We start from the raw sequence: 23,920 nt of genomic DNA, 5'->3' as shown, positions 1-23,920 counted from the left end.
ACGACCGGTTCAGCCGAGCCGGTCGTCGAGCGCCGCCGGAAGAACCTCGAGGTCCGCCGCGCCCGCCAGCCGCTCCGCCAGACCGGCGGAGCAACCGATGTAGGTGGAGTTGAGATCCACGTCGGTGGCGACACACCAAGCGCGGTCCCGCGGCCACCACAGATTCGGCGACTGCGGAAAGAAGACCCCCGCGCTCCGGTCCCCCGTGGCCAACGCGGCCTCGACCGGCCCCTCGTAGAGGACGTAGGCGCGCCCGCTCAGCTGCACCAGCGGCCCGCTGTCATCGCACCAGCCCCAGCCCTCCCAGAGGCCGAAGAAGCACTGCCCGGGAGTGCCGGTGCCCGCCGCCAGCACCGTGCACAGGGCCGCCAGCACATGCTCGGGCAGCGACCCCTCCCACGGCGGCTCCGAACCCGGGCCGGCCACCTCCTCGAAGCGCGCCAGCGGATGCAGCGCGCGCCCCGACCGCTGTGCGATCTCTGCCCACCGCTCGAACCGGCCGTCCGACGGCTCGCTGGGATGCAGCAGCCGTACGTAGGCCTCGAACCCGGCCGGCAGCAGGGCATGGACCCCACTGTCGAACCCGCCGACGCCCTCCTCGATCCAGCGGGCCGACGCGACATCTTCGACCCGCTGCGGCGGCGGTACCTCGCCCGGCGACCACGTCATGGCTTCGATTCCCCCTCATGTGCGGTCCGGCCCCCAGTATGAACCGTGCACGGGGACACCGGGGGCGGCTCCACGAGCCGCCGGTAACGGAAAACGCCCGCGCCGGCGTCACCGGCCGACAGGAGGCCGGCGACGCCGTGCGGACGGAACGTCAGGCGGCCTGCTGCTGCAGCTGCTGCAGCGACGCCACCAGCTTGTCCACCTCCTCGGATGTGTTGTAGAGGGCGAGTGAGGCTCGGGCCGCGCTCGCCAGGCCGTAGTGGGCCAGCGCCGGCTGCGCACAGTGATGCCCGGCCCGGATCGCGATGCCGTCCCGGTCCAGCCAGGCGGCGATCTCCGACGGGTCGTGCCCGGCGAGGGTGAAGGTCAGTACGGCGATCCGGTCGGGCGCGGAGCCCAGCAGATCGAGTCCCGGCACCGTGGCCAGGGCCTGCTGGGCGTACGCCATCAGCGAGGTCTCGTACGCCGCGATGGCGTCGCGGTCGAAGGAGGTCAGCCAGTTCAGCGCGGCCAGCAGACCGACCACGCCGGAGATGTGTCCGGTACCGGCCTCCAGGAGGTGAGGGACGGGGGCATAGGTGGTACGGGTGAAGTCGACCGACTCGATCATGTTGCCGCCGCCCTGCCACGGCGCCATCTCCCGCAGGATGTCCGGCTTGGCGTACAGCGCGCCGATGCCCGTGGGAGCGAACAGCTTATGACCGGAGAACACATAGAAGTCGGCGTCCAGGTCCTGCACATCGACGGGGAAGTGCGCCACCGCCTGCGCCCCGTCCACCAGCACCTTGGCCCCGTAGCGGTGGGCGAGCGCGGTCATCTCGCGCACCGGCGGGACGGTGCCCAGCACATTCGACGCCTGGCTGAGCGCCACGAGCTGGGTGCGCATGGACAGCAGGTCGTCGTACGCGGTGAGGTCGATCTGCCCGTCCGGCCCCAGCGGTACGGGCACCACCCGGGCCCGGGTCTGCTGGGCGAGCAACTGCCAGGGGACGATGTTGGAATGGTGCTCCAGCACCGGCACCAGGATGTCGTCCCCGGGACCGAGATGGGCCCGGCCCCAGCTCTGGGCGACGAGGTTGATGGCCTCGGTGGTACCGCGTACGAAGACGATGTCGTCCGGAGACGGCGCCCCCAGGAACCGGGCGACCGCCGCCCGGCCCGCCTCGTACGCCTCGGTGGCCTCCCGGGCCATGGTGTGCGCACCACGGTGGATATTGGAATTGGCGGACCCGTAGAAGCCGGCCAGCGCCTCGATCACCTGGCGCGGCTTCTGCGTGGTGGCCCCGTTGTCCAGCCAGACGAGCGGATGCCCGTTCACGGTCCGGTGCAGGATCGGGATATCGCGGCGGGCCAACTCCGGTGAGAAGGCGGCTGTTTGGCCGGGTAGCCCGGTGAATTGTGCGGGATGGACGTCCGGGGCGGCCGGTTCCGGGACCGGTTCCGCCGGAGCCGCTCCCGGAACCGAGGCCGGGACCGTGCCCGGATCGGGCGACAGCAGGCCGTCGCCGAAGAGGTGCGGAGTCGGTGCCCCGGGCCACAGACTCCGGACAACGTCAGGAGTAGTCATGGTAGTTGGAGACCTCGACGTTCTGGAGCACGGCGAGCGCGTCCTCCACCAGCACCGCCGTATTGAAGTACGCCGTCATCAGGTACGACGTGATGCCCTTCTGGTCGACGCCCATGTTCCGCATCGACAGACCCGGCTCCACCTCGTCCTCCACCTTCGCGGGACGCAGCCCCACCACGCCCTGCTCGGCCTCGCCCACCCGCATCAGCAGGATCTCGGTGGTGCCGACACCCGCACCGCCGGAGAAGCGCACCTTGTCGGACGGGAGCAGCGGTACCCCGCGCCAGCTCAGCAGCGGACTGCCGAACCGGGTGTCGATGACCGGGGGCACACCCCGACGCGTACATTCCCGGCCGAACGCGGCGATCGTCCTGGGGTGCGCGAGGAAGAAGCCGGGCTGCTTCCAGACCCGGGTCAGCAGCTCGTCGAGGTCGTCAGGGGTCGGGGAGCCGGTGCGCGCCTGGACCCGCTGCCCCGGGGCCACATTGTGGAAGAGGCCGAACTCCGGGTGGTTGAGCAGCGCGGCCTCCTGCCGCTCGCGCAGTGCGTGCGCGGTGAGGTTCGACTGCGCCCGGATCTGGTCGACGGGCCCGTTGTAGAGGTCGGAAACCCTGGTGTGCACGCGCAACACGGTCTGGGCGAGGCTCATGTGGTACTCGCGGGGAGTGTCCTCGTAGTCGACGAAGGTCGCGGGAAGATCGGGCTCACCGACATGCCCGGAACTGAGATCGACCGGCACCTCCGCGCCCGGCAGGACACCGTCCGCCGAGAGGTACGCGTCCATCGCGCCCCGCACCGCCGTGTCCCGTTCACACAACCCCGCCAGCACACTGCGCTCGACACACAGCGCCACGCCGGGGGTGAGCGCCCGGACGCGATAGGGGAGGGGTTCGGAGCGGGTCCAGGCGTCGAGGTCGAAGAACTGGCCGTCGCCGATCACTTCGAGCACGGCGTCCTCGCCGTAGCGGCCGCTCACCCGCTTCTCGGCGCGGCCCTGGGCGATCACCCACAGGGTGTCGTGCGCATCGCCGTCCTGGGCCAGCATCTGCCCTGCCTCGAAGCGGACTTCGGTGAAGGAGTCCGCCAGTTCGGAGAGCAGCGCGTCGTCGGCGTCCCGGAGGTACGGCAACTCCCGCAGGTCCCCGGGGATGACGCGGGGCGAGCCGCCGTCGGTGTGCACACTGATGCGATCGTCACCGAGGACATAGGTGCGGCGGCGGTTGACGCGGAAGACACCGGCTTCCACATCCACCCAGGGCAGGGCCCGCAGGAGGTAGCGCGGGGTGATGCCGCGCATCTGCGGGCTGGTCTTGGTCGTGGTCGCGAGCTGCCGTGCCGCATCCGGGCTGAGACTAGTCTGGTCGTTCACAGGACCTCCTCGCCTACGGGCGTACCGGTGGGCCGGCACTCGGCCGACCGGAACGCGGGAAGTCTGATCGTCTGGTCGCGGCCCGCCGCCCGCAAGCAGATACCCCCGGGCGCACGGCCGGAAATGCTCGCTGCACTGAATGTGCAGTCTCGAATCCCTGCGCGACTACCTGGCGTTCCGGCGCCGCCACCATGCGTAGTAATCTCGCAGAGAACCGTCGCGAGGTGTCCCGACCCGTCGTACGACATCGCCTGTCGCCCGATTTGCGACGCGATTTACCCTCATAACGGGTCTTTGTGTTCCCTAAAGGGACCCTTATGGTGCCGCCTCATGACGCTCTGTCAGTGACACTTGGGCCACAACTCCGCAGTGTGAAAGGGGCGTTGTGCCCGGCGGGAGGGCGGGCGGCCGGACGTGCGGTCCGTGACTGTCCCGCCCGCGGTCCATCACACCAGCCCGGTCTGCGACTTGCTGAACAGCACGCCCTTGGAATAGAAGAACACCGCGTTGCTGCTGCCGTCGGCGCCGTAGCAGGTCCAGGTCGTCGGGTAGTCATCGGCGCGCTCGGACTCGCTGTTCCGGCGGCAGGTGTTGGTGTAGGAGAACAGGGCCTTCTCGGGGCTGCCGGCCTTGAGCTTCCGGAATTCGGCGAGGGTCAGCGGGTCGTTGGAGGCGGCGCTGCCTTCGTAGGCGCAGGCCATCACGACGAAGCTGAGGATGCAGCCGCCGGCTATCGCGCTCTTCTTCACGGGTGAGGTCGTCCTTCGCGGTGGGGAGGGGTGGACCGGCGGGGCGGTCCAAGTGTGGGGTATGGGGCGGTAGTTGGTGGTGGGGGCTTGCGGGTGGCTGCCGCGGCCGGCGTACGGGACGTCAGCTCACCTCGCTGCCGTCGACGTGTCGGGGGCGGGCTTCCGGTGCTGCTCCTCCGGCCCGCCGCGCAGGAACCGTCGCACGATGAGGAGCAGGGTGGGCAGTTGCCCGGCCGGGTCGAAGGACGGCTCGGTGGCGGCGCTGGTGTACATCGAGGCGATCAGCGCCATGATCCACGAGGCGGTGTGGCCCGGGTCGAGTCCGGGGTCGATCTGCCCGGCCGCGGCGGCCTTGGTGAGCAGTTCCGTGATCACGGTGTGCTCGTCGGTGCTGTCCTGGCCCAGGAGCTCCGCGAGTTCGGGATCGCGGTGTGCCTGGAGCATGGCCTCCATCACCAGGGGAGGGGTCAGGGGTTCCGCAGCGGGCGCGGCCAGGAACTGCACGACGTCCAGAAGAGCGGTCCACGGGTCGGCACCGGCCGTCGCTCGGGCCAGCCGCTCGCTCTTCTCCTCCTTGTCGCCCTGGAGGAGGGCGATGAAGATCGCGCGCTTGTTGGGGAAGTAGTGGAACACATTCCCCGAACTCATCCCGGCGGCCTTGCAGATCTGCGCCGTCGTGGTGCGCTCGAATCCCTGCGTGGCGAACAGCTCACACGCGGCGTCCACGATGTGCTGACGCCGCGCTGCATGTTTCGCCGGATCGATCGTCCTCATGGCATCACCTTATGACCGGTCGCGCTCGACCCCGACCGACGGCTCCTTCGCCGTGAGCCAATATTAGACCGCGCACTCGGTTTATGATTGCCGTCCGCTCCTGCGTCCCACCGCGCCGGTCCTTCCGACCGCCGCGACGCAGGCCTCCTGAAGGGCGACACCGCACCCATGGATGACCGGCTCGCACACCCTCACCAGACGGGCAAGGGGGCCACTGTCCTGGCCCAACCGGCCTGGACCGCAGTGCTTCTTCACCTCGTCCTGGTGCTGTCAGGGGCCGGACTCGGCCTGATGGTCAAGCTCCTGGCGGAGTGGCTGGTGACGCTGCCCTGGGCGCCGATGCAGGGGCCGGCCAAGCTGTTGACCTCGGTGCCGGAGCCCTGGCTCACGGTCGGTCTGCTCTCCGCCGGAGCGGTGCTGGGGCTGATCGTGGCCCTCATCGCCCGGTACGAGGAGCTGTCCGTCACCGTGGCCGACGAGCGGATGACCCTTACCCGGAAGGGCAGCAGTCAGGAGTTCGCGCATGACCGCGTCGACCGGGCCTTCCTGGACGGCAGGCAGCTCGTCCTGCTCGACGGTGACGGGGGTGAACTCGCCCGTGAGTCCTGCGATGTGGACGCCCGGCGACTCGCCGGCACCTTCCGGATGCACGGCTACGCCTGGGCGGACGAGGATCCGCACAAGGACGACTTCCGGCGCTGGGTGCCGGACACGCCGGGGCTGCCGCCCGGAGCCGATGCACTGCTCAAGGCCCGTGCGCAGCGCCTTGAGAAGAAGGGTTCCACCGAGGATCTCCGGGAGCTGCGCGATGAGCTGGCCGGGCTGGGTGTGGTCGTACGGGACGAGAAGCGGCGCCAGTACTGGCGGTTGAGCCGGCGGACGCGGGCGGACACATAGGTGTGTTGTTCGTGTGAAATGGGCGTTCGGCGAAGACTGCCGCCCAGTAGGGGGATTCGGTCGATCTGCCACCCGCGGCCGCGGCGGGTCGCTACGGTGACGGGCATGGATTCCCGCGACGCGTCCGGCGCCGATGAGTGGCCGCTGCCTCCTTCATGGATGTGGAGCTGTCAGAAGTGCACCGAGCTGTACAAGGCGATGAAGCGAGCTCCCGAGGTGGTGGATGCCGCGCGGAAGGCGGGGGAGCCCGGGGTGGATTACGACCCCCTCGACACGGTGGTGTCCACCCAGATCCGGCTCGCCCGGCACATCGCCACCCGGCATGCCGCGGACGTTCCGGCCCTCGACCCGTCGTGTGACAGGTGCACCTGGGACGAGCAGCGGGAGATTCCTCCGGTACTCGTCCTGGAGCACCGTGCCCGTCATGTGTTCGCCCCGCCGAGCATCGCCGGTCTGCTGTAGGCGCCGCGGTCGCCGCTCGGGCGGATGGCGGCCGCCGTGCCCGGGAGACGTGCCGCCCCTGCCGGTCACCCGCCGGAGCTTCGGCTCGCCGAGAGTTACAGCGCCACGCTCACCGCGTAGGCGATGAAGAATGCCGCGCAGAGCACGACGATGATGCCCAGAACGATGACCGGGCCTTTGGACCAGCCGCGCGTCTGCCGGTCGCGGGGCCCGGTTTCGGCTCCTGTGCTGCCCTCGCCCGCGGGTGTCTCCTCGGGCGGCACCCCGCCGCCGGGCCCGAGGCCTGGCGCATCGCGGGGATCCGGTTCGGAATGGTGAGTGCTCATACCGGAAGTTTGCCCGATATCGACCGAATTCATCAGCGGAGGGCGGCCGGGCTTCGGCCAAGCGGGCGCGCCGGGCCGCGTCGCTCTGCGGAGGCGCCGCTCGCGTGTCAGGGGGCGGTACGGGTAACAGGGCGGCATGGGGGAAGGGGCGCCCCCGGCGCGGGAGGCGCCCGTCCAGTGCGGGAGGCGCCCCTCAGCGCAGAGGCACGGTGGCGCTGATCCGGAAGCCGCCGTTCTCCAGTGCGCCGGCCTCGAAGGTGCCGCCGAGTACGGTCACCCGCTCACCCAGCCCCACCAGACCGTGGCCTCCGCTCGGCAGCAGGCTGGTCACCGGACCGTCCGGGGCCTCGTTCTCCACGATCACGCGCACCGCGTCCTCCTGGTACCGCACCTCCACCCGGGCCGGTACCTTGCCCGCGTGCTTGTGGGCGTTGGTCAGCCCTTCCTGGATCACCCGGTACAGGGTCGGCTGGACCGTGGAGTCCCCGGCCGGCGGTTCGCCGATGACGTCGAAGGTGATCTGCATCCCGGCGGCCCGCGACTCCTCCACGAGGGTCGCGAGGTCCTCCGGCGTCGGCTGCGGGGAGAGCGGAACCTGCTGCTCCGCGTCGTTCAGGCGCAGCACCCCGAGCACCTGGCGCAGCTCGTTCAGCGCCTGCCGGCCCATGTCACCGATGAGCCGCCCGGTGTCCACGGCCACCCCGGTGCCGCCGGCTCCGGCCTCCAGCGCCCCGGCGTGGACCACCATCAGGCTCACCCGGTGGGAGACCACATCGTGCATCTCCCGGGCGATGCGGGTGCGCTCCTCCAGCCGGGCCTGCGACGCCAGCAGATGCTGCTCCCGTTCCAGCCGGTCCGCCCGGTCCTGGAGGGTCACCATCAGACTCCGCTTGGCGCCCCGGTACATGCCGAACAGCACCGGCACCATCACGGAGGGCACCACGAGGAAGACCGAGTAGGGCACGAACGCGTCGGGCTCAAGGCCCGTGATGACCGCGGTCCACGCGATGAGGACCACGGCTGCCGCACCCGAGCCGAGCAGGAGATTGCGCCGGGACGCCCCGTACTTCGCCAGCGCGTAGAGACTCACGGGGAGGATGCTGAAGGACGGCGTGACCAGCGGGATGAAGACCACCGCGACCGCGGCGAGCGCATCCGGACGGCGCCGCCGCCAGAGCAGCGCCACGCCCTGCACCATCACCAGCGCGACGAACACCGGAGCCGGCACCAGCGACGGATCTGTGTCGCCGTTCAGGCCGCTGACCAGCGCGATCGGATTCGCGAGCGGGAAGAGCAGGACGAGCAGGACATCGAACAGCATCGCGCTCCGGTGGTCCCACCACCACGGCTGCCGGGGCGCTCTCGGGTAGAGGCCGGCCAGCACGGGCACCACGACGCCGATCAGACCGGCCATCACGGTGATCGCCGGCATCTCGGCGAAGTTCGCCCCGTGGCGCGGAATGTACTGCCGCAGATGCAGGACGGCGACGCCCACCACGATCAGCAGGCCGATCGGGGCGGCGATGAACACCGTACGCAGCCGCGCTGTGTGCCGGGCCAGCGAGTAGAACGCCACCACCGTGGCCAGGACGGAGCCGGTGCCCAGGACGAGCCCGCCGGCGACGGCCGCGGCGACCACCAAGGGGAAGCGGCGCCGCAGCACCACCAGGAGACCGGCCACGACCGTGAGCCAGGTCTCCCAGCCCTGGGGGACCAGGCTGTGCACATGTCCTTCGGGGAAGGTGGAGCGGAACTGCACGTCGAACCACGCACAGCCCATCGCTATCAGCACGTCCAGCGTGATCGCCCCCCACGGCCGCCACCACGAGGGAAGCTCGGGCAGCCAGAGCAGCGGCCCCGGACCGGGCGGCGCCCCGTCCGGCAGCGGGGCGGGGGCGGGGGTGGGGCCGGCGACCTCAGTGGACATATGGGCGACCAAACGGACGTGCGGATGATTCCCGTATGTTACGTCGCCGCTGCCGGATCCCGGACCGTGCACGGAGCGCGTCGTTGCCCCTGTGGCCTGGTCCGGGAGGGGCCCTCCTCCTGCGCGCCAGCGCGAGGAGGAGGGCCGTCCGGCGTTCCCGTGCGGCTCCGGTCACTGCACCGTTCTCCAACAAGGCGCTGGAGAAAGGGCGGTGGGGGCTGCCGTCGAGACCGCTCCTGCTACTGCGGCTTGAAGGAACGGATTTGGTAGCTGCCCTGCAGGTTGCCGCCGGCGTGGGCGGGAGTGGAGCCGACGCGTGAGTGGTAGTTGGTCTGGGTGTAGTACTGCACACGGTGTCCGGTGTTGTTCCAGACGGAGCGCACGTTCTGTCCGCGCTGGATGAAGGAGCAGTTGTCGGCCGTGTTCGCCTTGCTCGACTGCGACCACTGGCAGCGGGTTCCGCCACCGTTCCAGTCGCTGTAGATGCAGAAATACCCGGAGGAGCAGTTGTAGGCGGCCAGACCGGTGGTGTCCGCAGGGGTCGCGTGGGCGAAGGGAGCGCTGCCGAAGGCGGCTGCCAGGGCGGCCGCGGCGATGGCGAGCGAGTGAAGACGACGCATGGCAAGGTCCTTTTCCTGATGAGGGTGGGAACAGTCACGCCGCTGTGGACCGGCCGAAAGGAACGCGTGCGGGAGGGAGAACCACGGCTTGTGGGTGGCGCAGGCGGTCGGCCTGCGCAGAGCCGTCGGACGGCCGGGCGAAACGTCACCAGTATGGTCCGCGCCACCGGCCGTCCTCAGAGCATTTCTCGCCGGACCGGCCGCTGTTGGAGCGCGGCGGCGCAGGCACCGGGCGTACGCGGCGCCCCGCGCTCAGGCACCTCGCGGCGCAACTTTTGACCCCGCGTACGCAACCGGATCGGTGCCTGTCGTCCGGCGGCACCTCGCCGATGGAACTCGGCGAATCTGCACCCCCGTGACCTCAGGGCCCGTCCGGGCGATCGCGTAGTGCGGCGGCGATCAGGTCGTGGACGAGGAGATCGGCGGGGGCGCGGTTCTCCGTGAGGCGGGGGAGGTCGTCGGGGCCGAACCAGTCGTAGTCGGTGTGCTGGGGCCGTTCGACGGCAGGGCGGTCCAGGTCGCCGTCGACCTCGACGAGGAAGTCGGCCTCCCGCCGCATCCCGTCACCGTCGTCCCCGGTCCAGGAGCAGGTACCGAGCAGCCGTCGAACTCGGCGCAGCTGCCAGCCGGTCTCTTCGGTGATTTCCCGGGCGAGGGCCTGCAGCAGGGACTCGCCGGCCTCGACATGGCCGCCGACGATGTCCCAGCAGTCGGGGAAGAGGCGCCGGTGGGGGCCGCGCTTCAGGGCGAAGGCCTTGCCGTCCCGGTTGAGTATGACCGCTCCCACCACCCAGACTTCGCCGTCGAGGGGGACCGGGATCTCTAAGTCGTCGTCCACGGTCACGTTGTGCTGATCATTTGGCATGGCCTCACTGTAGGGCCGTCCGGCGGAGTGGTGGCGGGCCGCCGGACATCGACGGCCGTGCTCCGCGGCCGGACCTGCGGGGATGCCCGGTGAGACGAGCATTGACGCGGCGTTCCGTCGGCCGGGCGGCGTTCGTCGCCGGAGGCGTCGTGTGGTTTGCGGGCCGGGTGCGGCGTGGGGGACCCTTGCGGCATGTCTTACGTAAGGCTTGAGGCCTGGATCGGTGGAGAGTGGCTGGAGGTCGACGCGGTGAGTGTCACCGTGATGGACTCCGCGCTGACCCTCTCCTTTGAGCATCAGCGGACCGAGTCCGGGTACCGGAGCCTTATCTGGGAGCCCTTGGAGAAATTCCTCCGGGAATACCGTGACGAGCCGCTCGTCGTCGTACCTCTGGGACGCAATCTGCCGGTGATGTTCGGTCCCGGTGCGGCGGGGCCCTTCCGTCTGGCGGAGATGCGGGACTGACCGGGCCATCAGGCCGGGCGGGGCGGCACCGGCCGCCCCGCTTCCCGTTTTCCGTTCGCTGCCTTCGGTTCCCCGCTTCCTCCCGACGACGGTCCGCGGCCGGGGACCTCAGGCCCCGGCGACGTCGGATACGCGGCGACGGCGGGCCAGGGCGCCGAGGGTGAGATCCACGGCGAGGAAGACGATGAGTGAGAGGCCGAGCAGGGGTACCAGCCGGCCCACCGCTGCCACGGTGAGCGTGAGCGGAATGAGCACGGGCAGTGGCACCTGGCGCCAGGCACCCCGAGGAATCGGCCGGCCGAAGGACAGCGCACGGTCGCGGGTGGGGCGGCGCTGCCACCACATCCGGTAGCCCCAGAGGACCAGGAAGATCAGGGCCAGGGCGAGTGCCGCCAGTGCGATCTGGTTGGCGATGCCGAACAGGGTGCCGGTGTGCAGGTCGATGCCGTAGCGGGTCAGCTTGGCCAGGACGGGGTAGTCGGCGAAACGTGAGACGTCGGTGACCTTTCCCGTGGCCGGGTCCAGGGCGATGGCGTCCTGCTTCTCGGGCCAGCTGCGCTGCACCTGCTTGACGACATAAGCGGTGCCCCGGTCCGTCGGCAGACCGATCTCGACGGGATCGGAGAGCCCCTCGGCGCGGGCGGTGCGGAGCACCTTGTCGAGACCCACGTCCGAGGGCGCGGAGCCGCCCGACGGGTGTCCCTTCGCCCCGCCGTTCCCCGGCATACCGGGCATGCCGGGCATCCCCGGTGAGTCGCCGGGCCGGCCGTGTTCGCCGTGTCCGCTCCGCCCGGCACGGGGCTCGGCCACGGCCGTCGAGACGGTCGGGGTCGCCTGGCCCAGGGCCTCCCGGAGTTCGCCGATGTTCGCCCCGGCGTAGGCGGACCAGGTCAGACCCGTTGCGGAGAGGAAGACCAGACCGACCGCGGCCCAGAGGCCGACCGCACCGTGCCAGGACAGGGTCCGGCGGCGGCCGGTCGCGGTGCGGTCCGGCAGCGCGAGGGCGCGCGGCGCGCGGTTCATGCGCTTGCGGCCAATCCACAGCGCCAGGCCGCCCCCGGCGATCACCCACAGCCAGCCGGCGGCCAGTTCGCTGTACAGCCGGCCGGCCTCGCCCAGATGCAGGTCCCGGTGCAGCGAGTCGAGCCAGGTGCGCAGCGGCAGCGCGCCCGTGGAACCGTAAGTCTCCAGCGCCCCGCGGACGTTGCCGGTGGAGGGGTCGACGAAGACGGCGAGCTGGTGGTCGGCGGACACCCCCGGTACGCCGGAGAGCAGCACCCGGGTGGTGTCCCCGGGCTCGGGCGCCGGGCGTACGGCGGCGACCTTGCCCTCGGGGTGGGCCTTCCGGGCGTCGGCGACCTGCTGCGACAGCGGCAGTTCGGCCCTGCCGACCGGCACGCTCAGCTCGTGCGCGTAGGCGATCTTCTCCGCCTGGAACGAGCAGGCGTACAGCAGCCCGGTGACCGCGGCGACGAGCAGGAAGGGCGCGACCAGCACCCCGGCGTAGAAGTGCAGCCGCAGCACGAGCGGGCGGAGCGCGGCCCACCCGGTACGCCGTACCGCCCGTCCCCGTTCCTTGCCGGAGCCGGAGCCGGAGCCGGAGCCGGAGCCGGAGCCGGAGCCGGAGCCGGAGCCGGAGCCGCCGTCCGGGACGTCCGGTGCATTCGATGACTCCGATGACTCCGATGAGTTCAGGGAGTCCGATGAGTCCGGTGAGTGGTTCCGGGCGGGACGCTGGTCAGTGGGCACGCGGGGCTCCCGGCTCGTAGGTGCGGTGGACCGGCCCGCTGCCGGGTCCGCTCAGGGAGTCGGACGGACCGGCCGGCGAGTTCCCGGCCGTCTGGTGTGAGCTGTCCCATAGGGGAGTTGCCGGCCGGTGCGCGAACCCAGCCTGCGGTGTGGCCGGCCCGGATGGCACGATGGCGGCCATGACGAACGGGCCGGTCTTACGCGCTGACAGGCTGACGTCGCGCGTGCCGTGTGGGCTGTCGCACCAGGCTCCCGCCTCCCGCACCTGCCGCCCGAATACCCCGGACCCGGCCCCCCCGCGAGCGACCGAAGCTTCCGCCGGTGTCGCCCCTCGCCGGAGGTCCGGACTGCACGGCCCACCCCCCACCGTTGGAGGCAGCCCGATGATGAACCACGCAGATGTGCCCGCTCCCCGGAGCAGCCGTCAGCGGAAGCCGATCGCCCTCGTGGCGCTGACGGCCATGACAGCGATGTCGCTGCTCGCCGGCTGCTCGTCCGAGGAGCCGGAGACGGCGAAGCCCAAGCGCCCGGACCCGGTGGTGCCTTCACCGGAGAAGAGCAGCAAGGCACCCGAGCCGAAGGCCGGCGGTTTCTCGCCCTACGTGGACACCTCGCTCAGCCCCGCCTTCAACCTCATCGAGGGGGCCGAGGAGACCGGTGTGAAGGAGTTCAACCTGGCGTTCGTCTCCCCGGGCGGCGGCTGTGTGCCCAAGTGGGGCGGCCGGCAGGCGCTCGCCGCCAACCCCGTGGCACAGCAGGCGGACGAACTGCGCGCGGAGGGCGGCGACGTACGGGTTTCCTTCGGCGGTCAGAGCGGCAACGAACTGGCCCGGGTGTGTGGCTCGGTGGACAAGCTGGTGAACGCGTACCGCAAGGTCGTCGACGCCTATCACCTGACGAAAGTCGACTTCGACATCGAGGGCCCCGCGCTGACGGACACCAAGGCCAACCGCCTGCGCGCGCAGGCCATCGCCCGGCTTCAGCAGGACAGCAAACTGGATGTCTCCTTCACCCTCCCCGTGCTCCCCTCCGGTCTGAACCGGCATGCCGTCGCGGTACTGCAGGACGCCAGGAAGAACGGTGCCCGGATATCCACCGTGAACGTCATGGCCATGGACTACGGCACGTACTACGACGGCGACATGGGCACCTACGCCATCCAGGCCGCCACCGCCACCCAGAAGCAGATCAAGGGGGTGCTGGGCATCCGGGACGAGGCGACGGCATGGAAGAGCGTCTCGGTCACCCCGATGATCGGTGTGAACGACGTCAAGGGCGAGGTCTTCCGGCCCGACGACGCCGCCGAACTCAAGAAGTTCGCCGAGGAGAAGGGGCTCGGCCATCTGTCGATGTGGTCGATGACCCGCGACAAGCCCTGCCCGGGAGGCGCCACCATCAAGGCGCAGGCGACCTGTTCGAGCATCGGCAAGAAGACGAACGAGTTCGTGCGCGCCTTCGCGGGCTGAGGCGGCCGCGCTGACGGGCGTACCGGTCACCACGGTCATCGCGGCACCGGGGTGACCGCGCCGACGGCGGGCACCGCGGTTCGCCGGTGACCGGTACGCGCTCGCCCGTACGGGTGAGGTCCCTATCGGTGTGTTGCCTGCGCCTCACCGGGATGGGTTACTGATTCCGTCCGATTCCGGTGGGCCGCCCATCCTTTCCGGGGGAGCGGAAGGCCCCTGCCTGCTTCGGAGCATCAGTGTGAGCACGAGGCCGTTCGAGCGCTCCTCCGTTGGGGATGTGCAGGACCGGCCATGCCGGCGCGCGTACCCGAGCGCGCTCATGGTGCGGCGGGTCCACAAGTTGGTCTGGAGCCGTCATGCTGAATCCGGAGAACCTCCACGGGCTCGTCATCCTCACCGACCGCCACGGCAACTGCATCGCCGTCCTCGACCCGCGCTCCGACGAAGCCGTCCCCACCCTCAGCGCGCCGGTACCCCTGGTGGCGCGGAGCAACCCCGACGGCCTGGTCGTCTGCACCCTGCCCGACGACTCCGAGCTGCCGGTGCCGAGCGAGGGCGGTGTGCTGCTGGACACCCTCGCCGGTATGCGGAACCGGACGCCGTACGCGCCGAGTTGGGGACTGTCCGCCGTCGGCGGCTTCAGCACCTTCGCGGAGCGCAACCAGTTCTCCGGTGTCTTCCCCAGCCAGGGCTCCTACAGCGGCGGAACCGTCGTGACGATCATAGGGCGCAACTTCACCCGCGCCACGGCCGTGACCTTCGGTACGCGGCGGGCGGCGAGTTTCACCGTCCTCGACGCCAACACCATCATCGCGGTCACTCCCTCGGGCAACGGGGCGGTCCCGGTCACCGTCACCACCCCGGGCGGCTCCGCCGGAGTCGGCTACTTCTACTACATCCCCTGGCCCAGCCTCTCCGGAATCGCACCGGCCGGCGGCCCGGTCGGCGGCGGCAACACCGTCATCCTCACCGGATCCGGCCTGAGCACCGCGCTGCAGGTCCGCTTCGGCGACGCCGTCGCCTTCCCCACGGTGCTCTCCGACCGGCAGGTCGGAGTCACGGTGCCGCCCGCCGCGGGGCCCGGCACCGTCTCCGTCCAGATCACCACCCTCGGCGGAGTCAGCAACCGGCTGCTCTACACCTACGCGGTGGTGGCGAACGTCAGCGGCATCAGCCCGGACACCGGGCCGGTCGCGGGCGGCACCACCCTCGTCCTGACGGGCAGCGGCCTCGCCGGCGTCACCGGCGTCACCATCGGCGGCGTCCCCGTGCGGTCCTTTCGCGCGTACTCCGACACCCTGCTCGTCGTGGTGACCCCCGCGGGCCTCCCCGGACCCGCCGACCTCGTCGTCAGCACACCCGGGGGCAGTGTCACGCTCCCCAACGCCTTCGACTACAAAGCGCCCGCGACGATGGCGGTCACCTCCACGCCGGACCCCTCCGTCGTCGGCCAACCGGTCGGCTTCACCGCGGCGTTGGCCGCGATCCCGCCCACGACGGGAACGCCGACCGGCACCGCCACCTTCGACTTCGGCGACGGCACGGCGCAGGTGACGGCGCCCCTCACGAACGGCACGGCCACCGTCGACCACGCCTACACCGCCCCGTCCGGCACCCCCTACGCCGTCACCGTCAACTACAGCGGCGACCTCTTCTTCATGGCCACCACCGGGACGGACACCCAGACTGTCGAGGCGGCGTCGACCACCACCACGGTGACCCACGGACCCGAACCGTCGCAGGCCGGACAGCCGGTCACCTACGCCGCACGGGTCGCTCCCACCCCACCGGGGGACGGGGTGCCCACGGGCACCGTGACCTTCGACTTCGGCGACAGCACCCCACCGCTCACCATGCCGCTGACGGGCGGCGCCGCCACCGTGACCCACACCTTTGTGAACGCCGCCGAAGTGCCGTACACGGTCACCGCCGACTACAGCGGCGACACCAACTTCACGCCCTCCACCGGGACCGACAGCCAGACCGTGGACCAGGTGGCCACAACCACCGCGGTGGACCTCGCGCCGCACCCCTCGGTGGCCGGGGAGCCGGTGACCGTGACCGCGACGGTCGCCGCCGTGCCGCCCGGAGCGGCCGTCCCGACCGGCACCGTCACCTTCGACTTCGGTGACGGCACCCCGACCGCCGACGTTCCGCTGACCGGCGGCACCGCCGCCGTCAGCCATGTCTACGCGAGCACGGCGGCCGGCCCGTACACGGTCACCGCCACCTACAACGGCGACGGCAACCTCGAACCCTCCACGGGGACCGGCAGCCAGTCGGTGGGACCGAGCGCGTCGTCGACGACGCTGGTTTCCGCGCCGGATCCCTCGGCGGTGGGGGAGTCGGTGACGTTCAGCGCGACGGTCGCCGCGCTCGCGCCCGGTGCCGGTACCCCGACGGGTACGGTCACCTTCGACTTCGGTGACGGCACCCCGACCGCCGACGTTCCGCTCACCGGCGGCACCGCCGCCACCGGCCACGTCTACACGGCCGCGGCCGCCACGCCGTACCCGGTCACCGCCACGTACAACGGTGACGCGGACTTCACCCTCTCCTTCGGGACGGACACCCAGAGCGTCCAGCCGGCCGGCACCACCACCGCCGTGGTTTCCGCGCCGGATCCCTCGGCGGTGGGGGAGTCGGTGACGTTCAGCGCGACGGTCGCCGCGCTCGCGCCCGGTGCCGGCACTCCGACCGGTACGGTCACCTTCGACTTCGGTGACGGCACCCCTACCGTCACATCGGCGCTCACCGCCGGCGCCACCGACGTGACCCACTCCTACACCGACGCGTCCGAGACGCCGTACCCGGTCACCGCCACCTACAACGGCGCCGCGGACTTCACCGGCTCCTCCGGGACCGACACCCAGACCGTGCAGCCGGCCGACACCACCACCGCCGTGGACTCCGCACCCGACCCCTCCACCGTGGGGCAGTTGACGACCTTCGTCGCGCAGGTCACGCCCGAGGCACCGGCGTCCGGGGCGCCCACGGGCACCGTGACCTTCGAGTTCGGCGACGGCAGCCCGCCCGTCACGGCCCCCGTCGAGGGCGGCACGGCGACGGTCACCCACGCCAATCCGGATGTGGCGGACAGCCCGTACACGGTCGCCGCGACCTACAGCGGCGACGACAACTTCAACCCGTCCGCGGGGGCGGACAGCCAGTCGGTCGCCAAGGCCGTGCCCACCACGACCGTGACGTCCTCCCCATCCCCCTCGGTCACCGGCGAATCGGTCACCTTCACCGCGACCGTCGCCGCCACCCCGCCGACCTCGGGCACCCCGACCGGCACGGTCACCTTCGACTTCGGCGACGGCACCGCACCCGTCACCACACCCCTCACCAACGGGACCGCCGTCCTCACCCACACCTACGCCACCGCGCCGCTCGCCCCGTTCCCGGTCACCGTCACCTACAGCGGGGACACCAACTTCACCGAGTCCACCGGCACCGACAGCCACAGCGTCGAGCAGGCCGCGACCACCACCACGGTCACCGCCGCACCCGACCCGTCCGTGACGGGCGAGTCGGTCACCGTCACCGTGACCCCCACCGCACCCGCCTCGGGCATCCCCACCGGGCCGGTCACCTTCGACTTCGGTGACGGAACCCCGCTCCTCACCGCCCAGTTGGTGAACGGCACGGTGACGGTCACCCACCCCTACACCAGCACGAGCGGCAGCCCCTTCACGATCACCGCGGTCTACCTCGGTGACGCCAACTACGCCGCGTCCGAGGACACCATCGTCCACGCCGTCGCCCAGGCCGCGACCACCACCACGGTCACCTCCTCGCAGACTCCCGCGGCGGTGGGCGAGAGCGTGATGCTGATCGCACGGGTGGCTCCGGTGCCACCGGGCGCCGGTACCCCGACCGGTACGGTCACCTTCGACTTCGGCGACGGCACCACGCCGGCCACCGTGGCGGTCTCGCACGGCGTGGCCACGGTGTCGCACGCCTACACCAGCACCGCCGGCAGCCCCTACACCGTGACCGCGACCTACAGCGGTGACGGTGACTTCGCGGTCTCCACCGGGACGCTGGCCCAGAGCGTGAACACCGATGTCTCGGTCACCTCCACGACGGTGAGTTCGGCGCCGGACCCGTCCGCCGTCGGCGAGGCGGTGACGGTCACCGCGACCGTCGTGGCCGTTCCGCCCGCCTCCGGCACCCCGACCGGCACGGTCACCTTCGACTTCGGCGACGGCACCGCGACCACGACGGTCCCGCTCACCGGCGGCACCGCGACGACCACCCACACCTTCGCCACAGCCGACGATTCGACCACCATCACCGCGGTCTACAGCGGGGACGGGAACTTCGCGGGCTCGGCCGGCCTCGGCACCCAGGCCGTCGAGCAGGCAGCCACCTCGACGACGGTGCTCTCCGCGCCGGACCCGTCCGTGACCGGCCAGGGCGTCACCTTCACCGCGACCGTGACCTCCGCTACCCCGAGCGCGGGCACCCCGACGGGTACGGTCACCTTCGACTTCGGCGATGGCACCCCGACCGTCACGGCGCCCCTCACCGACGGCACCGCGATCGCCATGCACGCCTACCCGCACACCTCCGGCAGCCCGTTCGCGGTCACCGCCGTCTACAACGGTGAGGCGAGCTTCCAGCCCTCCACGGGCACCGACACCCAGACCGTGAACCAGGCCACCGTCTCCGTCACGGTCCTGTCGTCGGCGAATCCGTCAGCGGTCGGCCAGCCGGTGACCCTCACCGCGAACCTCACGGCGGACGCCCCGGGGGCGGGTACCCCGACCGGCACGGTCACCTTCGACTTCGGTGACGGCACCCCCACCGTCACCGCCGCCACCGTGGCCGGCACGGTGACGGTCACCCATGCGTACACCACCACCGCCGGCAGCCCGTACACCGTCTCGGCCTCGTACAGCGGTGACGCGGACTTCGGTCCCGCCACGGGCACCGGCTCCCAGAGCCTGTTCGCGGCCGCGACCACCACCACGGTGACCGCCGGTCCCGATCCCGCGGTCGTGGGCCAGCCGGTGACCATCAGCACGACGGTCGCACCGGTCCCGCCCGGCGCCGGCACCCCGACCGGCACGGTCACCATCGACTTCGGCGACGGCACCACCCCCGCCACGGCCACGCTGGTCGGCGGTGCCGTGGTGCTCACCCACATCTACACCAGCAGCATCAGCAGCCCGTACACGATCACCGTCACCTACGCCGGCGGCGCCGACTTCACCAACTCGGTGGCGACGACCCCCCTTTCGGTCCTGCAGGACTCGACCACCACCACGGTGACCTCCGCGCCGGACCCGTCCGTCGTCGGCCAGCCGGTCACCTTCACCGCGTCCGTCGCCGCGGCGGAACCGGGCGGCGGCTTTCCGACCGGAACGGTCTTCTTCGACTTCGGCGACGGGACGGCCCCGGCCGCACTGCCGGTCGTCGACGGGCTGGCGACGGCCGTGCACGCCTACACCAGCCCGTCCGGCAGCCCGTACACCGTCACCGCCACCTACGGCGGGGACATCGACTTCACCGTCTCCAGCGGCACCACCACCCAGTCCGTCGGCCAGGCCGCGTCCACGATGGTGGTCACCTCCCTGCCCCAACCGGCGGTGACCGGCCAGCCGGTGACCGTCACCGCGACCCTCTCGGCCGCCGCGCCGGGGGGCGGCACCCCGACCGGCACGGTCACCTTCGACTTCGGTGACGGCACCGGCCCCACCACGGCGCCGGTCACGGCAGGAGTGGCCACGGCGACCCACACCTGGACCGGTGCCTCCGGCAGCCCCTACACGATCACGGTCGACTACAGCGGGGACGCCAACTTCACCGCTTCCACCAGCACCGGCACCCAGACCATCGCCCCGGCCACGACCGCGGTCATTGTCAGCGCACTGCCCGAACCCTCGGTCATCGGCCAGCCGGTGGACCTCACCGCGCGGATCTCCGCCGTCGCGCCCGGCGCCGGCACCCCCACCGGCACGGCCACCTTCGACTTCGGTGACGGCACCCCGCCCCTCACCACCCCCGTGACGGACGGCACCGCCACCCTCAGCCACGCCTGGACGAGCACCACCGGCAGCCCCTACACCGTCACCGTCACCTACAGCGGGGACGCCGACTTCGGCCCCGCCACCGGGACCGGCACCCACACCGTGGGCCGGGCCACGACCACCACCACCCTCAGCGGACTGCCGGAGCCCTCGGTCACCGGCCAGCCGGTGACCTTCCTCGCCAGGGTGACCTGCGACCCCCCGGCGGACGGTGCGCCGACCGGCACGGTCACCTTCGACTTCGGCGACGGCACCGCCCCGGTCACCGTCACCGCGGCGGGTGGTGTGGCGACCGCCGAGCACGCCTACACGAGCGCCTCCGGCAGCCCCTACACCGTCCATGCCACTTACAGCGGCGACGACGAGTGCGCCGCCTCCGCGGGGGCCGAAACCCACGTCGTGGAACGGGCGTTGTCGGCGACGGTGCTCAGCTCCCTGCCGGACCCCGCGGTGACCGGCCAGCCGGTGGACATCACGGCGACGGTCTCCGCGGCCGCGCCGGGGGCGGGCACCCCCACCGGCACCGTCACCTTCGACTTCGGCGACGGCACCCCGTCCGTCACCGCACCCGTGACGAACGGCACCGCCACCCTCAGCCATGCCTGGGCGACCACCTCCGGCAGCCCGTACGCCCTCACCGCCACCTACAGCGGTGACGACTCCTTCACCCCCTCCACGGGAACCGGCACCCAGACCGTCACCCCGGCCGCGAGCACCACCGTCGTGGCCACCTCGCCCGACCTCTCGGTGGCGGGCCAGCCGGTGGAGATCACCGCGACCGTCTCCGCAGCCGTACCGGGGGCCGCCACCCCGACCGGTACGGTCACCTTCGACTTCGGCGACGGCACCCCCTCCGTCACCGCCACGGTCAACGCCGGCCTGGCCACCGTGACGCACACCTGGGCCAACAGCTCGCCCGGCCCGTACACCGTGACCGCGAACTACAGCGGGGACGCCGACTTCAACTCCTCGACCGGGACCGACAGTCAGGCCGTCGGCCAGGCCTCCTCCGCCCTGTCGCTGTTCTCGTCCCCCGACCCGTCCGTGGCCGGACAGCAGGTCACCTTCACCGCCCAGGTCTCCGCCGTCCCGCCGGGCGCGGGCACCCCGACCGGTACGGTCACCTTCGACTTCGGCGACGGCACCACACCCGTCACCGCACCGGTGTCCTCCCAGGTGGCGACCGTGACGCACGCCTACGCGAGCACGGCGGGCAGCCCGTACACGGTCACCGTCACCTATGGCGGCGACACCGACTTCGCCCCCGTCACCACTACCGAGACCCACGTGGTGGCGGTCAGCGCCGCCACCACCTCGACGACCGTGACCTCCTCCCCGGACCCCTCGGTGACCGGCCAGCCGGTCACCTTCACCGCGACCGTGGCCCCGACCCCGCCCGGCGCCGGGGTCCCCACCGGAACGGTCGCCTTCACCTTCGGCGACGGAACGGCGGCCATCACGGCGCCGCTCTCCGGCGGCGTGGCGACCGTGACCCACGCCTACACCACCGCGGCCGGCAGCCCGTACACCGTGACCGCGAACTACGGCGGGGACGCCAACTTCAGCTCCTCCTCGGGCACCGACGCCCAGACGGTCGCCCCGGCGTCGACGCTGACCACGGTGGCCACCGCGCCGGACCCGTCCGTGGTCGGCCAGCCGGTGACCCTCACCGCGACCGTGACGCCGGTCGCGCCGGGCGCCGGGGTGCCGACCGGCGCGGTCACCTTCGACTTCGGGGACGGCACACCGACCGCGGTGACCTCGCTCTCCGGCGGCGTCGCCAGGATCACCCACACCTACACGGGCGCGGGCGGCCCCTACCCGGTCACCGTGCAGTATGGCGGGGACGCCAGCTACGCGTCGTCGAGTGGGGGTGATACGCAGACGGTGGGTAAGGCGGCGACGACGACGGCGGTGGTGTCGTCGCCCGATCCCACGGTGGTGGGGCAGTTGACGACGATTACGGCGTCGGTGGCTTCGGTGGCGCCGGGGGCGGGTGCGCCGTCGGGGACGGTGACGTTCGATTTCGGTGATGGGAGTCCGACGCTGACGGTGCCGGTGAGTGATGGTTTCGCGAGTGTGACGCATGCGTACGGGAGCACGTCGGGCAGTCCGTTCCCCATCACCGGTACCTATGGCGGGGACGCCAACTTCACGTCGTCGAGTGGGACCGACACCCAGACCGTCGGTAAGGCGGCGACGACGACGGCGGTGGTGTCGTCGCCCGATCCCACGGTGGTGGGGCAGTTGACGACGATTACGGCGTCGGTGGCTTCGGTGGCGCCGGGGGCGGGTGCGCCGTCGGGGACGGTGACGTTCGATTTCGGTGATGGGAGTCCGACGCTGACGGTGCCGGTGAGTGATGGTTTCGCGAGTGTGACGCATGCGTACGGGAGCACGTCGGGCAGTCCGTTCCCCATCACCGGTACCTATGGCGGGGACGCCAACTTCACGTCGTCGAGTGGGACCGACACCCAGACCGTCGGTAAAGCGGCGACGACGACGGCGGTGGTGTCGTCGCCCGATCCCACGGTCGTCGGACAGCCCACCACCGTCACGGCCTCCGTCACGTCCGTGGCCCCCGGCGTCGCGACCCCGGTCGGTACGGTCACCTTCAGCTTCGGCGACGGCACCGGCTCCACCACGACCGCACTCGTCGACGGCGTCGCGGCCGTCAGTCACACCTACGCCACCCGGTCCGGCAGCCCCTTCCCCGTCACGGCGACGTACAACGGGGAGAGCGGCTTCATGTCGTCGAGTGGGAGTGATACGCAGACGGTGGGTAAGGCGGCGACGACGACGGCGGTGGTGTCGTCTCCGGATCCGTCGGGGGCGGGGCAGGCGGTGACGCTGACGGCGACGGTTGCCGCGGTGGCGCCGGGTGCGGGTACCCCCACCGGAACGGTGACCTTCAGTTTCGGTGACGGCACCACTGCCGGCACCGCCACGCTCTCCGGCGGCACGGCGACCGTGACCCATCCGTTCAGCGGAACCTCCGGCAGCCCGTACCCCGTCACGGCGACCTACAACGGCGACGGCAACTTCACCTTGTCGAGTGGGAGTGATACGCAGACGGTGGGTAAGGCGGCGACGACGACGGCGGTGGTGTCGTCTCCGGATCCGTCGGGGGCGGGGCAGGCGGTGACGCTGACGGCGACGGTTGCCGCGGTGGCGCCGGGTGCGGGTACCCCCACCGGCACGGTCACCTTCAGTTTCGGTGACGGCACCAGCGCCGGCACCGCCACGCTCTCCGGCGGTATCGCAACCGTCAGCCACACCTATGCCACCCGGGCCGGCAGCCCCTTCCCCATCACGGCCACCTACGCCGGGGACGCCAACTTCTCGGCCTCCACCGGCACCGACACCCAGACCCTCACCAAGAACGCGACCACCACCACGGTCACCTCGTCCCCCGACCCCTCGGTGTCCGGTGCGACGGTGACCCTCCGGGCGACCGTCTCCTCCGGCGCCGGGACGCCGACCGGAACGGTGACCTTCAGTTTCGGTGACGGCACCACCGCCGGCACCGCCACGCTCTCCGGCGGTGTCGCGACCCTCACCCACACCTACACGACCACCACAGGAAGCCCGTTCACCGTCACCGCCACCTACGGCGGCGACACCAGCTTCTCGGGCTCCACCGGCACCGACACCCAGACCGTCACCCGGGCCGCGACCACCACCACCTTGGTCTCCACGCCCAACCCCTCGACGACGGGAGACGCGGTCACGCTCACCGCGACCGTGGTGGCCGTCGCCCCCGGAACCGGCACACCCACCGGAACCATCACCTTCGCCATCCCGGGACGCACCCCGCAAACGGTGCCTCTCGTCAACGGCACGGCCAGTGCGACCTTCAACCCGTTGCCGAAGGGCACGCACAGCATCACCGCCAACTACAACGGCGATGTCAGTTTCGCGCCGTCCGTCGGAACCACCGTCCAGACGGTGACCAACTGACAGTGATCAACTGACGG

15 protein-coding genes are annotated in these 23,920 nt (G+C 71.3%); 5 read left to right on the top strand and 10 right to left on the bottom strand.

The genetic code is table 11. The features are described from left to right. Window positions 1-9 precede the first annotated feature (9 nt). From ACFW5B_RS26920 to ACFW5B_RS26900, 5 genes are all read right to left on the bottom strand, one after another. Complete coding sequence (locus ACFW5B_RS26920; RefSeq protein WP_386444663.1) at window positions 10-669, bottom strand: hypothetical protein; 660 nt, start codon at window positions 667-669, stop codon at window positions 10-12. Window positions 670-820: 151 nt separating this feature from the next. Then, window positions 821-2,236, bottom strand: coding sequence for a SufS family cysteine desulfurase (locus tag ACFW5B_RS26915; protein WP_386444660.1), 1,416 nt, complete (start codon window positions 2,234-2,236; stop codon window positions 821-823). Next, entirely contained in the window at window positions 2,223-3,605 is a 1,383-nt protein-coding gene (locus ACFW5B_RS26910; RefSeq protein ID WP_386444657.1) for a family 2B encapsulin nanocompartment shell protein, read from the bottom strand. Before ACFW5B_RS26910 ends, ACFW5B_RS26915 begins: the two co-directional genes overlap by 14 nt. A 446-nt stretch (window positions 3,606-4,051) precedes the next feature. Next, complete coding sequence (locus ACFW5B_RS26905; RefSeq protein ID WP_386444654.1) at window positions 4,052-4,354, bottom strand: hypothetical protein; 303 nt, start codon at window positions 4,352-4,354, stop codon at window positions 4,052-4,054. A 126-nt stretch (window positions 4,355-4,480) separates the two neighbouring features. Continuing rightward, window positions 4,481-5,128, bottom strand: coding sequence for a TetR/AcrR family transcriptional regulator (locus ACFW5B_RS26900; protein WP_386444651.1), 648 nt, complete (start codon window positions 5,126-5,128; stop codon window positions 4,481-4,483). 168 nt (window positions 5,129-5,296) lie between these two features. Between ACFW5B_RS26900 and ACFW5B_RS26895 the strand changes: the two genes are divergently transcribed. Continuing rightward, on the top strand, window positions 5,297-6,025 hold the full coding sequence (locus ACFW5B_RS26895) for a hypothetical protein (protein ID WP_386444648.1): 729 nt from the start codon (window positions 5,297-5,299) through the stop codon (window positions 6,023-6,025). A 105-nt stretch (window positions 6,026-6,130) separates the two neighbouring features. Continuing rightward, a complete protein-coding gene (locus ACFW5B_RS26890; protein WP_386444645.1) occupies window positions 6,131-6,487 on the top strand; it encodes a hypothetical protein in 357 nt (118 codons plus the stop codon). Between the two features lie 95 nt (window positions 6,488-6,582). Here the strand turns inward: ACFW5B_RS26890 and ACFW5B_RS26885 are convergent, their stop codons facing one another. The 4 genes from ACFW5B_RS26885 to ACFW5B_RS26870 all read right to left on the bottom strand — a co-directional run bounded on the left by ACFW5B_RS26885 (window position 6,583) and on the right by ACFW5B_RS26870 (window position 10,225). Next, entirely contained in the window at window positions 6,583-6,813 is a 231-nt protein-coding gene (locus ACFW5B_RS26885) for a DUF6480 family protein (RefSeq protein ID WP_386444642.1), read from the bottom strand. A gap of 193 nt (window positions 6,814-7,006) precedes the next feature. Continuing rightward, window positions 7,007-8,740, bottom strand: a complete 1,734-nt coding sequence (locus ACFW5B_RS26880; RefSeq protein WP_386444639.1) for a sensor histidine kinase — start codon at window positions 8,738-8,740, stop codon at window positions 7,007-7,009. Between the two features lie 239 nt (window positions 8,741-8,979). After that, the gene (locus ACFW5B_RS26875; protein WP_386444636.1) at window positions 8,980-9,360 is read right to left on the bottom strand and encodes a peptidase inhibitor family I36 protein; all 381 of its coding nucleotides are present in this window, start codon (window positions 9,358-9,360) and stop codon (window positions 8,980-8,982) included. A 361-nt stretch (window positions 9,361-9,721) separates the two neighbouring features. Then, entirely contained in the window at window positions 9,722-10,225 is a 504-nt protein-coding gene (locus ACFW5B_RS26870) for an NUDIX hydrolase (protein ID WP_386444633.1), read from the bottom strand. Window positions 10,226-10,417: 192 nt separating this feature from the next. Here ACFW5B_RS26870 and ACFW5B_RS26865 point away from each other — a divergent pair, with 192 nt between their 5' ends. Beyond that, window positions 10,418-10,690, top strand: a complete 273-nt coding sequence (locus tag ACFW5B_RS26865; protein ID WP_362611999.1) for a hypothetical protein — start codon at window positions 10,418-10,420, stop codon at window positions 10,688-10,690. A gap of 108 nt (window positions 10,691-10,798) precedes the next feature. Here ACFW5B_RS26865 and ACFW5B_RS26860 read toward each other — a convergent pair whose 3' ends face one another. Continuing rightward, entirely contained in the window at window positions 10,799-12,439 is a 1,641-nt protein-coding gene (locus tag ACFW5B_RS26860; RefSeq protein WP_386444629.1) for a PepSY-associated TM helix domain-containing protein, read from the bottom strand. 383 nt (window positions 12,440-12,822) lie between these two features. Here ACFW5B_RS26860 and ACFW5B_RS26855 point away from each other — a divergent pair, with 383 nt between their 5' ends. Then, entirely contained in the window at window positions 12,823-13,905 is a 1,083-nt protein-coding gene (locus tag ACFW5B_RS26855) for a chitinase (protein WP_386444627.1), read from the top strand. Between the two features lie 356 nt (window positions 13,906-14,261). Then, window positions 14,262-23,903: an Ig-like domain repeat protein gene (locus tag ACFW5B_RS26850; protein ID WP_386444624.1), complete on the top strand. Its 9,642-nt coding sequence runs from the start codon at window positions 14,262-14,264 to the stop codon at window positions 23,901-23,903. The last annotated feature ends 17 nt before the right edge of the window (window positions 23,904-23,920 follow it).

The sequence above is a fragment of the Streptomyces sp. NPDC058773 genome (assembly GCF_042746015.1).
In the GTDB taxonomy this organism is placed as follows: Bacteria; Actinomycetota; Actinomycetes; order Streptomycetales; family Streptomycetaceae; genus Streptomyces.
Note: the sequence above shows the minus strand (reverse complement) of the source record. Positions and strands in the feature narration are given on the sequence as shown.